This is a genomic window from Acidisoma sp. 7E03 (assembly GCF_054665075.1).
Genome location: NZ_BAAFHE010000005.1, coordinates 1 through 12,353, shown reverse-complemented (window position 1 = coordinate 12,353; position 12,353 = coordinate 1). Strand labels below are relative to the sequence as shown.

General features: G+C 63.0%; 11 protein-coding genes and 1 pseudogene. 4 read left to right on the top strand and 8 right to left on the bottom strand.

The features are described 5' to 3' along the window. Positions 1–18 precede the first annotated feature (18 nt). Complete coding sequence (locus ACYQ6W_RS08980; RefSeq protein ID WP_459674848.1) at positions 19–1,740, top strand: IlvD/Edd family dehydratase; 1,722 nt, start codon at positions 19–21, stop codon at positions 1,738–1,740. Positions 1,741–1,789: 49 nt separating this feature from the next. Here the strand turns inward: ACYQ6W_RS08980 and ACYQ6W_RS08975 are convergent, their stop codons facing one another. From ACYQ6W_RS08975 to ACYQ6W_RS08940, 8 genes are read right to left on the bottom strand one after another with little or no spacing between them, the layout of a single operon-like run. Beyond that, a complete protein-coding gene (locus ACYQ6W_RS08975; RefSeq protein WP_459674847.1) occupies positions 1,790–2,857 on the bottom strand; it encodes an alcohol dehydrogenase catalytic domain-containing protein in 1,068 nt (355 codons plus the stop codon). 22 nt (positions 2,858–2,879) lie between these two features. Continuing rightward, positions 2,880–3,647, bottom strand: coding sequence for an SDR family NAD(P)-dependent oxidoreductase (locus tag ACYQ6W_RS08970; RefSeq protein WP_459674846.1), 768 nt, complete (start codon positions 3,645–3,647; stop codon positions 2,880–2,882). Positions 3,648–3,664: 17 nt separating this feature from the next. Continuing rightward, positions 3,665–3,949: a YciI family protein gene (locus ACYQ6W_RS08965; RefSeq protein WP_459674845.1), complete on the bottom strand. Its 285-nt coding sequence runs from the start codon at positions 3,947–3,949 to the stop codon at positions 3,665–3,667. 14 nt (positions 3,950–3,963) lie between these two features. Beyond that, entirely contained in the window at positions 3,964–4,737 is a 774-nt protein-coding gene (locus ACYQ6W_RS08960; protein ID WP_459674844.1) for an SDR family NAD(P)-dependent oxidoreductase, read from the bottom strand. Positions 4,738–4,757: 20 nt separating this feature from the next. Continuing rightward, positions 4,758–5,741, bottom strand: a complete 984-nt coding sequence (locus ACYQ6W_RS08955) for an ABC transporter permease (RefSeq protein ID WP_459674843.1) — start codon at positions 5,739–5,741, stop codon at positions 4,758–4,760. Then, a complete protein-coding gene (locus ACYQ6W_RS08950) occupies positions 5,738–6,718 on the bottom strand; it encodes an ABC transporter permease (RefSeq protein WP_459674842.1) in 981 nt (326 codons plus the stop codon). Before ACYQ6W_RS08950 ends, ACYQ6W_RS08955 begins: the two co-directional genes overlap by 4 nt. Before the next feature lie 12 nt (positions 6,719–6,730). Next, entirely contained in the window at positions 6,731–8,224 is a 1,494-nt protein-coding gene (locus ACYQ6W_RS08945; RefSeq protein WP_459674841.1) for a sugar ABC transporter ATP-binding protein, read from the bottom strand. A gap of 7 nt (positions 8,225–8,231) precedes the next feature. Next, entirely contained in the window at positions 8,232–9,425 is a 1,194-nt protein-coding gene (locus ACYQ6W_RS08940) for a substrate-binding domain-containing protein (RefSeq protein ID WP_459674840.1), read from the bottom strand. A 231-nt stretch (positions 9,426–9,656) separates the two neighbouring features. Between ACYQ6W_RS08940 and ACYQ6W_RS08935 the strand changes: the two genes are divergently transcribed. From ACYQ6W_RS08935 to ACYQ6W_RS08925, 3 genes and pseudogenes are all read left to right on the top strand, one after another. Next, positions 9,657–10,733, top strand: a complete 1,077-nt coding sequence (locus ACYQ6W_RS08935; protein ID WP_459674839.1) for a maleylacetate reductase — start codon at positions 9,657–9,659, stop codon at positions 10,731–10,733. Further along, positions 10,730–11,656, top strand: coding sequence for an intradiol ring-cleavage dioxygenase (locus tag ACYQ6W_RS08930; protein WP_459674838.1), 927 nt, complete (start codon positions 10,730–10,732; stop codon positions 11,654–11,656). The genes ACYQ6W_RS08935 and ACYQ6W_RS08930 overlap by 4 nt, the downstream gene beginning before the upstream one ends. Beyond that, positions 11,647–12,353: pseudogene (locus ACYQ6W_RS08925) on the top strand (NAD(P)-dependent oxidoreductase); the annotation flags it as partial. The gene ACYQ6W_RS08930 and the pseudogene ACYQ6W_RS08925, both read left to right, overlap by 10 nt.

Here is a 12,353-nt window from a genome sequence, read left to right as displayed (position 1 = left end):
CGACCTCGGAGACCTCTGATGACTGTGAAGCGCTTGCGTTCCCAGGCTTGGTTCGGGGGTGACGGCAAGAACGCCATCATGCACCGTTCCTGGATGAAGAATCAGGGCATGGCGCCGGACGCCTTTGATGGCCGTCCTGTCATCGGCATCTGCAACACCTGGTCGGAGCTGACGCCCTGCAATGCCCATTTGCGGGACCTCGCCGAGCGGGTGAAGCGTGGAGTCTATGAGGCAGGTGGCTTTCCCGTGGAGTTTCCGGTGATGTCGCTTGGCGAATCCAATTTGCGGCCGACCGCCATGCTGTTCCGTAATCTCGCTTCCATGGACGTCGAGGAAGCGATTCGGGGTAATCCGATCGACGGTGTGGTGCTGCTCGTCGGCTGCGACAAGACGACACCGTCCCTGCTGATGGGCGCGGCCTCTTGTGACCTGCCAACCATAGTACTCTCGGGCGGGCCGATGCTGAATGGCCGCGTGCGCGGGGAGGTGGTGGGCTCGGGCACCGCCGTCTGGCGCTACAGTGAGGCGGTGAAGGCTGGGCAGATGAGCCTGAAGGACTTCATGGATGCGGAAGCCGGCATGGCGCGCTCCGCAGGCAGTTGCATGACCATGGGCACGGCCTCCACCATGGCCAGCATGGTCGAGGCGCTCGGCGTGGCACTGCCGGAGAATGCCGCGTTGCCCGCCGTCGACGCACGGCGCGGCGTATTGGCCCAGCTCACCGGCCGCCGCATCGTTGAGATGGTGCGGGAGGATCTCACGCTGTCGCGCATCCTGGTGCCGGCCGCCTTCCGCAACGCCATCCGCGTCAATGGCGCGATCGGCGGTTCGACCAATGCCGTGCTCCACCTGCTGGCGATCGCCGGGCGCATTGGCGTGCCGCTGTCGCTCGATGATTGGGATTCGCTCGGCCGCGATGTGCCGACAGTCGTCGACCTGCAGCCTTCAGGCCGCTTCCTGATGGAGGAATTCTGCTACGCCGGCGGCCTGCCGGTGGTGATGAAGATGCTGGTGGAGGCCGGCCTGCTGGAAGGCGATACGCCGAGCGTCACGGGCCGCACGATCTGGGAGAACGTTCAGCATGCCGAGAATTTCGACCCCGAGGTCATTCGGCCTCTGGACGCGCCTTTGACGACGCAAGGCGGCATCGCCGTGCTGCGCGGCAATCTGGCCCCTGGCGGTGCGGTTCTCAAACCCTCCGCGGCCACCGAAAGCCTGATGCGGCATCGCGGCCGCGCGGTCGTCTTCACCTCGATCGACGACTATCATCGCCGCATCAATGATCCCGATCTGGATATCGACGAAACCTCCGTCATGGTGTTGCAGAACTGCGGACCGCGCGGCTATCCGGGCATGGCCGAGGTCGGCAACATGGGCCTGCCGCCGAAGCTGTTGGCGCGGGGCATCACCGACATGGTGCGCATTTCCGACGCACGCATGTCCGGCACGGCCTATGGCACCGTGGTTCTGCACGTCGCTCCTGAGGCCGCCGCCGGTGGCCCACTGGCGTTGGTGGAGGAGGGCGACACGATTCTGCTCGACGTGCCGGAGCGGCGTCTGGAGCTGGAGGTTTCGGACGCCGAACTCGCGCGTCGCCGCGCCGCCTGGCAGCCGCCAGGGCCGCCAGCCTCGGGCTATCAGGGCCTGTACGTTCGTCACGTGATGCAGGCCGATCAGGGTGCGGATTTCGATTTCCTGCTGGGCTGCCGGGGCGCGGGTATTCCGGCGCAGTCGCACTGAAGGCGCAGCCTCCCCAACGGCGGTGGCCTCGGTTAGTCCGGTGGGGCAGTCACGTCGCGACCATGATCTTGAGATGATGCCCGGCCGGATCGAGCAGGGCTTCAAAGCCCTGGCGCACGACGTCTGCCGCGTCGATCTGCGCGGTGACGATGCGTTCGACCGGAAAGATTCCGGCGGAGATCATACGCGCGATGCGCGGCCAGATCTGCACCGGATAGCACCAAGTCGCCTCGATGCTGATATCCTTCAACGCCCATAGCATCGGCTCCACAGAAGCGCTGCGCACATGCAGCCCGGCCTGCACCACGACGCCCTGGCGCCGCACTGCCTTCACGCAGGCGTTGAGCGAGCCCTCGTGGCCGACGCATTCCAATGCGGTATCGACTCCTACGCCACTCTCGGTGTTGTCACGGACGACCTGGACGAGATCCTGGGACCTGGGATCAATCGGAATGACGCCCGGGACGATCTCCTGGGCTTTGCGCAGCCGGTTCGGGTTGGGCTCCGAGATGAACAGGGTGCTGGCCCCAGCCGCGCGCGCCGCCAGAAGGGTGAGGGCCCCGATTGGGCCGGCGCCTGAGACGAGCACGGACGACCCTGCCTGCACGCGGCCGCGGTCCACGGCATAGACCGCGACCGCCGCAGGTTCGATGAGTGCTGCTTGTACCTCCGTCAATCCGGCAGGCACGGGAATCACGTTGGCGGCCTGCAGCGCGGCCTCTTCGCCCATGCCACCCCAGGGGTGGGAAAGACCGATGACGCCGAGCTTCTCGCTCAAATGCAACAGCCCGCGGCGCGCATAGTAGTCGTCCTCTGGCGCCAGGAGCGGTTGGATCGACACCAGATCACCTGGCTTCACATGCCGCACAGCGGCGCCAACCTCCCGCACCCTCGCCGAGAACTCATGGCCGAGAATTTGTGGCAGGACTGCGCCCGTCAACGCATTCGGCTCCTTCGGCGTGACGATGGGCCCTGCGATGTATTCGTGCAGATCCGTGCCGCAAATGCCGCACATGGCGGGGGCGACCCGGACCTCGCTCTCACCGAGCGGGCCTGTCGGACCTGGCACGTCTTCGACCCTGATGTCACCCTTGCTATAAAACCGGACAGCGCGCATGACCCTTCTTCCCCCTACGATCTTACTGTGCGGTGTAACCACCGTCGCAGACGAGGCTGGCGCCCGTCACGAAACGAGCTTCATCTGACGCCAAGAAGAGCACGCAATTTGCGACGTCCACCGGCTCGCCCAGGGTCAATGGATGCTTAGCCTTCATCATGTCGAGGTAATGCTCCAGACCGCCAGGATATGTTTCGCCGGCTTTCATGAACAGTGGCGTCTTGGTTGAACCTGGGTGGACGCAGTTCACCCGGATGCCGTAGCGGGCGTAGCAGAGCGCATCGGTCTTGGTCATGAGCAGCACGGCGCCCTTGGTCGCGTGATAGGGGGGAAGATCGTCGTTTCCCACGAGGCCGTAGATCGAGGAGAAATTCACGATCGCACCGCTTTTGGCGGCGACCATGTGCTTCAGCACGTGTTTCGAGCAAAGGAAAACACCGCGCACGTTGACCGCGAATACGGCATCCCACTCCTCGAGGCTCAGTTCGTGGGTAAACTTGTTCGCGCCGGGGATCGCCGCATTATTGACCAAAACATCAATGCGGCCCCAACGATCCACCACCTGCTGCACGGCCGCGGCGACACTTGCCTCGTCGCGCACGTCGACCTCAAAAGCGGCAGCATCCACCCCCATCTTGACGAGCGCCTCCGCGGTGTGGCGGCCGTTCTCCGCGCTGATTTCGAAGACCGCAACCTGTGCGCCCTCTTCCGCGAAGCGCCGGCACGTCGCCTCCCCAATGCCGGTACCTCCACCAGTCACGATCGCGATCTTGTTCTGCAAGCGACCCATGGGTCCCTCCCATATTTTTAGCGATTATCCATCCGCTTCAGGAAAGAATGGATGGATACCTTGTCCCAGATGCCCGCCTTCTTGAACGGGTCCGCATCATGAAAGCTTTGGACCTCTTGCTGGGTTTCCGCGTCCACCAGAAAGAAGCTGCCGATCATCGTCTCGTGGTCGTTAGCAAGCAAGGGGCCGGAGACCAGGATGCGCACCGGTGCCTGGCCGAGATAAGACTTGTGCGCGTCGTAATGCGCAAGCCGATCTTGCACGGCGCCCGGCTTGTCCAGGCAATGGATGATGAAATGCATGTGTCGCTCCGCTACTAGGTAATTGAATAGCCTGCATCCACCATCAGGAGATGTCCGTTGATGCCGGACGCGGCATCCGAACATAGAAAGCCGACGGCCGTGGCTATTTCCTGCTTCCGCAGCAGCCGGCCGTTCGGCATGTCCTCCAGCCAGAGTCGCATGACTTCGGGGCGTGTCCGGCCGACCTCGGCGAGCATCTCGGTGTCGGTGTAGCCTGGGCCTACGGCATTGACCCGAACGCCCTGCCGCCCCCATTCGATACCGAGAACCCGCGCCATATGCGCGACGCCGGCTTTTGCGACGTCGTAGGCGACATGCTGCTCGGGACGAACGACCTTGACCCCTGCAATAGAGGAGGTGAGGACGATCGCCCCTGCGCCACGCGCCAGCATCGGCCGTGCAAAGGCCCGTGCGCTGTAGAAGCTGCCGTCGAGATTGACCGCGAGTGCACGACGCCAGGTTGGTTCATCATGATCGATGGCCGGCCGTTCATAGCTCATGCCAGCATTGGCGGCGAGGATGTCCACGCTGCCATGCCGTTCGACTACAGTTGCCGCCGCCGCGTCGAGTGAGGCAGCGTTCGTCACGTCCAGGGTGAGCCATGAGGTTCGTGTGCCCTGCGGATCGAGCGCGTGCGCTGTCTCCTTGACGGCTTCGGTCAGATCGGCGAGCACGACCGTCGCACCGAGGCCGAGGAAATGTTCAGCGATCGTCGCGCCGATACCGCGCTGCGCCCCGGTGACGACGGCAACGCGACCATCAAGCCTGAATAGTGCCGCAGGGTCCATTGGATCCTCCTGTCTTCCGTCTAGCGCCGCACATAGGCGGCGGCGGCGAGAACGATGACCAGGCCCTTCAGAATGATCTGAAATTGGATCGGCAGGCCGATGAGCAGTACGACATTGGATGCGAGCATCAGAACCGCCGCGCCGGCGAGTGCGCCGGGAATCGTCCCGCGTCCCCCGGAAAGTGCGGCGCCGCCGATGACCGCCGCGACGATGCTGTCGAGCTCGAAGCCGCGGCCTACCTGGTTGTCGACGATCTCGGCATAGCCGCCGAGGATGATGCCGGCGATGGCAGCCAGGATACCTGATGCCACATAGGCGCCGATGACGATCGTATCGACGCGGTAGCCGAGGAGATGAGCCGTCGCACGGTTTCCCCCGACGATGAGGAACCGCCGCCCGAGAACTGTCCGATGCACGACGAAGCCGACGAAGACGGCTGTCACCACCAGCACCGGCAGATTGATGGGTATGCCATGCCACGTCCCGGCACCGACGACCCGCAGGAAGTGCGGCAGGCCGCCCGTCGGTGCACCCTTGGTCCAAGCGAAGCGCAGGCCTTGCAGCACGATCATGCTGGCGAGCGTCGCTAGAAAGGGTGAAACTTGGCGCTTGGTGACGAGCAGACCGTTGACGAGGCCGGTCAACGCACCGATCACGATGGCCACGAGAATGATTGCTGGCACCGCGACTGGACTGCCGGCGAAGCTGGTGCCGACCACGGCCGCTGTCGCCATCACGGAGGCCACTGAAAGATCGAGCCCGCCGGTCATGATGACGACAGCCTGGCCCAGTGTCACGATCGCGAGCGGCACGGTCTGAAGCACAAGGTTCGAGAGGTTCTCTCCGCCCAGAAACGACGGCGCGACGATGCCCGAGATCAGGAGCAGGAGGATGAGAAAGACGAAAATGCCGTACTGACTGCCGAGTTTGGCGAATTTGGCAGTGCCCGGGGGATGCGCCATCGTTGCGGAGTTGACTGCCGTCGGTCGGACTTCGGTTGTCATGCCTCCCTCCGACGCTCACGGTAGACGGATACGGCAAGCATGATGATGAGGCCCTGCACCACGAGCTGCACTTCCGAAGAGACGTGAAGAAAATTGAGGAAGTTGTTGAGAAGCGCAACGAGGTAGGCGCCAAGCAGCGTGCCGATGACGCCGCCTCGTCCTCCGTTCAGCATGGTTCCGCCGACGACGACGGGGGTGACGGAAGCGAGGGTGTAGTTCTGTCCAGCGTAGGGTTGGCCGGTGCCGAACCGCGCCACGAGATAGATGGCGGTGACGGCCGCGAAAAAGCCCGACAAGGCGTAGACGAGGATGAGCGTGCGACGCACCGGCAGGCCGAGCAATACCGCCGCAGCGCGATCATCCCCAAGCGCGTAGATGGTGCGGCCCGTCGCCGTGCGGCGGAGAAGGAGGCTCGCGAGCAGATAGATGAGAACGCAGATCGTCGCCCCGACGGATATGTCATAGACACGTCCATAGGCGAGAAAATCAAATCCATCCGGTACGCCACCGACCGGCGCCAGCGCATAGAGCAGGGCCGCGCCCTGCAGAATGGCGCCCATGCCGAGCGTCACGATCAGGGGATGCACGCGAAGGAAGACGACGCCAAGACCATTCATCACACCGACGAGCAGCCCAAGAAGCAGAACCCCGCCGCACACCGGCAGGACGAGATCACCATTGCTGTTGATGAGGCCTGAGGTCAGCACTGACAGCAGGCTGATGAGCGATCCGACCGAGAGATCGATGCCACCGGTCAGGATCGCGAGGGTCTGGCCCAGGGCCACAAGCGCAAGATCCGTCGACTGTTCGTAGACGTTCAGGATGTTGTTGAGCGTCCCAAAGCGAGCGGCGACGACGCAGCCGAGTAATCCGATGGCGAGAATCAGGCCGAGCACGATCCCAAGGCGTGCCGCCTGCTCCGGCAATGCGCGGCGCGGCGGCGGGGGTGCTGAGTTGGGCGTTGCCGTTGCGGTCATCTTTCGAACCTCTCAAGCCGCGCGGCGATCATGCGTTGCAAGATCGATGACGGCCTCTTCGCTGATGGCGTCCTTCTCCAGAAGTCCGGTGACGACGCCCTCACGCATCACGTAGACGCGGTCCGACATGCCGACTACTTCGGGCAGTTCGGAACTGATCATGAGAATGGCTATCCCCCGAGCGGCTAGGCCGCGCATGATGCGGTAGATCTCCGTCCGCGCTCCGACATCGACACCGCGCGTCGGCTCGTCGAGGATGAGCACGCGGTTGCACGCGCGGGCCCACCGGGCGATCAAGACCTTTTGCTGGTTCCCGCCGGACATGGTGGCGACCGGTGTGTTCGGTCCCCGGCAGGCGATCTGGTAGGCGGCAATATCCTCCTCGGCCAAGTCGCGCTCACGTTCGCGGTCCAGGAACGGACCCCGCTCGACCCGCGCGAGGCTCGCCGCGGTGATGTTGGCGCCGACGTTCTGCAGCATTGCCAACCCTTGGCCTTTGCGATCCTCGGTCAGAAAACCGATTCCGAGCCCAATGGCGCGGGCCGGAGTCATGCTGTCGAAGGTTTGGTCGCCGATCGTTATCTGCCCAGCCTCCATCGGCAGCCCGCCGAAGATCGCCATGGCGAGTTCGGAGCGACCGGATCCAACCATGCCGGCAAGGCCGGTGATCAAACCAGCCCGCAGTTCGATGCTGCAGCCTCGCACGCGGGTACCGAGGCGGATGTTTTCGGCGGACAGAACCACGTGGCCGAGCGTAGGGCTCGCGTTTCCAGGTGGAAACAGGTGGCTGAGATCGCGGCCGACCATGAGGGTGATGAGCTCGTCGCGCGTCACACCCCTGACGTTTCGGGTTGCAACCCACCGGCCATCCTTGATGACCGTGAGACGATCGCAGAGGCTGAAGATCTCCTCCAAGCGGTGCGAGATGTAGATGATCGCGACGCCCTCATCGCGAAGTCTCCGCAGCCGGTCGAACAGCAACTCCACCTCGCGACCGGCAATCACGGCCGTGGGCTCGTCGAGGATCAGCACCCGGGGCTTGTCCACCATGGCTTTCGCAATCTCGACCATCTGCTGATCGGCGACGCTGAGTCCGCTCACCGGCTGGCGCACGTCAAGCGACACGCCGAGGCGCCCGAGGATCTCCGCTGCCCGACGTTCCGCGCGCCGATGGTCCACAAGGCCGAGGCGGTTGCGCGGCATGTGACCCAGGAAGACGTTCTCTGCGATCGACATATGGGGAAAGAGCACAAACTCCTGATAGATGACGTGGATGCCCGCCGCTTTGGCTTGGGCAGGCCCTGGCCAACTCACCGGTCGGCCATCGAGTCGGATCTCGCCCTCATCCGGCAATTGCACGCCCGCGATGATTTTCGTCAGCGTAGACTTGCCGGCGCCGTTCTCGCCGACCAGAGCGTGGATCTCTCCAGATTGCACCTCGAGATCCACCCCGGCGAGCGCCTGCACGCCGGGGAACGCCTTATGGATGCCGGTGACCGACAGCATGATCACCTCAATGCGGGTATTGAATATGCGCCGTGGCCGGATCGTAGTCGGGTCCGAGATCGTTACTTATCAGATAGTTGGACGGCTTGTTCGGCATCGCGAGCGAGGCGAAGGGAACATCGCCTTTGATAGAGGGTGTTTCATCACCCTCCGTGACCGCGATTTGCGAGTTGACCGTAGAGTTGAACGGCACGGAGGCACCGCTCAGGATCTTGAGGGCGATCTCGATCGCCGTGCGATACTGCGCTGGCGGATCACTGATCTCCAGCATAGGGATCTTGTATTTGAGGGCCAGTAGGATAGGCCCGTTCACGTCCGCGGTGGTGTGCATCGGAATCTCGCCGGTTTTGAAGCCAGCTTCGACGAAGGCCTCGACCGATCCGGGAACCTGCAGCCCGTGGGCAGACCATACCGCGTCGATCTTGCGTCCGTATTTCGCCACGACCGCCTGCATGACTTGCTTGCCCTTCACAGGGCTCCAGTCGGAATAGACGGTGTCGAGAATGTTGATGCCGGGATATTGCGCGAAGATCTCCTTGGCCGGATTCATGCGGTTTTCGTTGGGGCTCGATCCGGCTTGGCCGCCGAGGAGAACGATGTTGCCCTTGCCGTTGAGCTTCTCGACGATCCACTGCGCCCACAGCCGCCCCATCATTGGATCCGAAGCGTTGACGAAGGTCACGAAGTGATCGGAGGTAACGCGTCGGTCCAGCATCATCACGGGAATGCCTTGGCGCATCACGCGGCTGACCACGGGATCAAGCGCCTTTTCGGTGTTCGCGCTGACGATCAGCAGGTCAACCCCTTGAGAGGCGAGGTCTTGGACGTCAGACACCTGCCTTGCGTCATCATGCTGGGCGTCCGTTATCATGAGGCGTTTGACGACGTCCTTGTGATCCTCCGCGCCCTGCTTCAACTCGTCGAGCGCCACCACGCGCCAGCTGTCGCCGAGGCCCGCATTCGAGAAGCCGATGACGTAGGGAGGGGCCTTCTTGTATTTCTTGGTGTCGATGATGCGCGTCGTCAGCGCCGGGTTGAACAGTTCGGTGCGCGGTGCGCCTTGATATCCGGCGGCAGCCGGTGCACCCGCGGCCCGCGCGGGTTTGAAAGCGCCATCGAGAAGCGTGGCGCCGCCGATGGCCGCAGTGCTCACCATGGCCATGCGACGGCCAAAAGACATCCGCTTCGAATGCTCGTCCATGTTTCCTCCTTGGGGTTCTTCCGCCAATGGATTTTCGATTTTCTTGTGTAACCGCACGAGAGCTCATGGTCTCGATTGGAGATGAACCTACGAAGCCCGATATTTTTCGCTAGTCTGATTTTGTTCAAAATGGATATTTTCGCCCCGTCGCCGAATGTCTGGCGGCCTTATGATCGGCTCAAGGCGGGCAGGATCCGCTGCAAAGAAGCGTCGTGAGTTTAGGGAGAGACCGTGGACTCAGGTTTTATCTTCGATGGTCTTCCGATGCGGGTTGTCTTCGGCGACGGGACGCTCGGACAGCTGCGTGCAGAGGCGGAGCGGCTGGGTTTGCAGCGCGTTTTGGTGCTGTGCACACCCGAGCAGAGCGACCAGGCATCCGATGTCGTGCGCCGCTTGGGCAGCTTGGCCGTCGGCCTCTTCGATCAGGCGACGATGCACACGCCCGTGGCGGTGACGGAACGGGCGCTGGAGGTGGTCCGCCGCCATGCTGCCGACGGCGTCGTGTCCGTCGGCGGCGGTTCGACGATCGGCCTGGGCAAGGCGATCGCATTGCGGACGGATCTTCCACAGATCGCCATACCCACGACCTATGCGGGGTCGGAGATGACTCCGATCATTGGCGAGACAAAGGACGGCGAAAAAACCACGCAGCGCACCCGACGCGTTTTGCCCGAGACGACAATCTACGATGTCTCGCTGACTGCGTCATTGCCGCCTGCAATCAGCGCGACGAGCGGCATGAACGCGATCGCCCATGCGGTGGAGGCACTGTATGCGGAGGATCGCAATCCGATCATATCGCTGATGGCGGAAGAGGCGATCGGGGCACTTGCGCGGGCATTGCCGGTGGTAGCTGCCTGCCCTCAGGATGTGTCGGCTCGGCGGGAGGCGCTGTATGGCGCCTGGCTCTGTGGGGTCGCGCTCGGTTCGGTTGGCATGGCGCTGCATCACAAGCTTTGCCACGTGCTAGGTGGGTCTTTTAATCTGCCCCATGCCGCGACCCACACGGTCCTCCTGCCCCATGCGGTAGCCTACAATGCGCCATGCGCGCCAGAAGCGATGCAGCGGGTTGCGAGGGCACTCGGGGCCGAGGATGCGGCAACCGGCTTGTTTGACCTTGCTCAGGGACTGCAGGCACCCCTGTCTCTCGAGGCGATCGGCATGAGGGAAGCCGATCTGGATCTTGCAGCGGAACAAGCGGTGGCGCGGCCCTATCCCAATCCGCGGCCGTTGGAGATTCTGGCGCTGCGCGAGCTGCTGGACAATGCCTTTTTCGGCCGCAGGCCGATGACGGAGCAATCGAGGTGACCGAGATCTCGCGGAATTTCACCGAAGAAAATGCGACCGAAGCGGTCATCGAACGGAATGGTGGCTGCTCCGACCCGCGCTTGCGCGAAATCATGAGCGTATTGGTGAGACATCTTCACGCGGCCGTCCGTGAATTGCGGGTGACGCCAGAGGAATGGTTCGCCGCCATCAAATTCCTGACGCGGACGGGGCAGATCAGCAACGACCGACGGCAGGAGTTCATTCTTCTGTCGGACACCTTGGGCGTATCCATGCTGGTCGACGCCATCAACAACCGCAAGATCGAGGACGTCACACCTTCCACGGTGCTGGGGCCCTTTTACGTGGAGGGTGCGCCGCACCTCGCCATGGGGGCGGACATCGCATCACATGGCCGCGGCGAGCCTCTGTTCGTGAGCGGCATCGTAGCCGATGAAGTCGGACGACCGCTGGAGGGCGCGGAACTGGATGTGTGGCAAACGTCGGAGGACGGATTCTACGACACCCAGGATGAAACGCAGCCCGACATGAATCTTCGCGGCGTTTTTCATACCGGATCCGATGGACGCTTCTGGTTTCGGAGCATCGTTCCCGCGTCCTATCCCATTCCGAGCGATGGTCCGGTTGGAGATATGTTGAAGGCTTTGGGCCGACATCCGATGCGGCCAGCCCACATCCATTTCATCCTTCGCGCGCGGGGATATGAAAGCTTGACGACGCACATCTTTATTGAAGGGGACCCCTACCTCGACAGCGATGCGGTTTTCGGCGTGAAGGATGCTTTGATCGCCCCGCTCAAGACGGCAACGGCCGCGCAGCGGGACGCATACGGGCTGCCTGAGAGCTGCCATACTCTGGCACTTGATTTCCGGCTGCAACGCGCGGGGCCTCATCCGCGGGCCGCAGGGCCAGATATCGTGGATGGGAAGGGAGTACGCGCATGAAGAACAGTATAACGGTCGGATGGGTTGGCCTCGGGAAGATGGGTTCTCCGATGAGCCGACATCTGGCGGCTGCCGGCCATGAGGTGCACGCCTATGATCCTGCACCTGACGCTTCAGCCATAGCCGAAGCGTCAGGTGCGAAGGTCGCGGCAAATCCAGCAGCCGTGGCGAGGGCCGCGCCTATTCTGTTCCTATCGATCCCAAACGATGACGTTCTGAAGGATCTCGTCTTAGGGCCAGCAGGTCTTGCCGCAACGATGAAACCGGGCAGTATCTTGGTTGAGACGAGCACCGTCTCGCCCCGGGCTTCAATCGCTGTGGCCGAGGCTCTGTCGACGGCCGGTGTCCTCTACGTCCGGGCACCGCTCTCCGGCAGCACCGCTACCGCAGAGGCCGGCAAGCTCACAGTCTTGGCATCCGGTGACGAGGCGGCCTATCACCGTGTGACACCCCTTCTCAAAGCCTTCTCCTCTCGCCAATTCTACCTCGGCCCTGGCGAGGAGGCACGCTACCTCAAGCTTGCGATCAACATGCTGGTGGGCGCGACATCCGCCCTTGTGGCGGAGGCGCTGACCTTTGGACAGAAAGGGCATCTCTCGGTCACTCAGAGGCCATTTCGGAATCAACGCGGAACGTGTTCAGCGAGGGGTTGGATGGCCGTGCCAGATGTGATTCTGGGCAGGTGTTCGAAGCCTTG

Excerpts from the sequence above, each read along its gene's own strand:
- ACYQ6W_RS08965 (WP_459674845.1), bottom strand. The coding sequence starts at position 3,949 with ATGCATTTCATCATCCATTGCCTGGACAAGCCGGGCGCCGTGCAAGAT.
- ACYQ6W_RS08975 (WP_459674847.1), bottom strand. The coding sequence starts at position 2,857 with ATGCGCGCTGTCCGGTTTTATAGCAAGGGTGACATCAGGGTCGAAGAC.
- ACYQ6W_RS08945 (WP_459674841.1), bottom strand. The coding sequence starts at position 8,224 with ATGCTGTCGGTCACCGGCATCCATAAGGCGTTCCCCGGCGTGCAGGCG.
- ACYQ6W_RS08980 (WP_459674848.1), top strand. The coding sequence starts at position 19 with ATGACTGTGAAGCGCTTGCGTTCCCAGGCTTGGTTCGGGGGTGACGGC.
- ACYQ6W_RS08960 (WP_459674844.1), bottom strand. The coding sequence starts at position 4,737 with ATGGACCCTGCGGCACTATTCAGGCTTGATGGTCGCGTTGCCGTCGTC.
- ACYQ6W_RS08970 (WP_459674846.1), bottom strand. The coding sequence starts at position 3,647 with ATGGGTCGCTTGCAGAACAAGATCGCGATCGTGACTGGTGGAGGTACC.
- ACYQ6W_RS08950 (WP_459674842.1), bottom strand. The coding sequence starts at position 6,718 with ATGACCGCAACGGCAACGCCCAACTCAGCACCCCCGCCGCCGCGCCGC.
- ACYQ6W_RS08955 (WP_459674843.1), bottom strand. The coding sequence starts at position 5,741 with ATGACAACCGAAGTCCGACCGACGGCAGTCAACTCCGCAACGATGGCG.
- ACYQ6W_RS08940 (WP_459674840.1), bottom strand. The coding sequence starts at position 9,425 with ATGGACGAGCATTCGAAGCGGATGTCTTTTGGCCGTCGCATGGCCATG.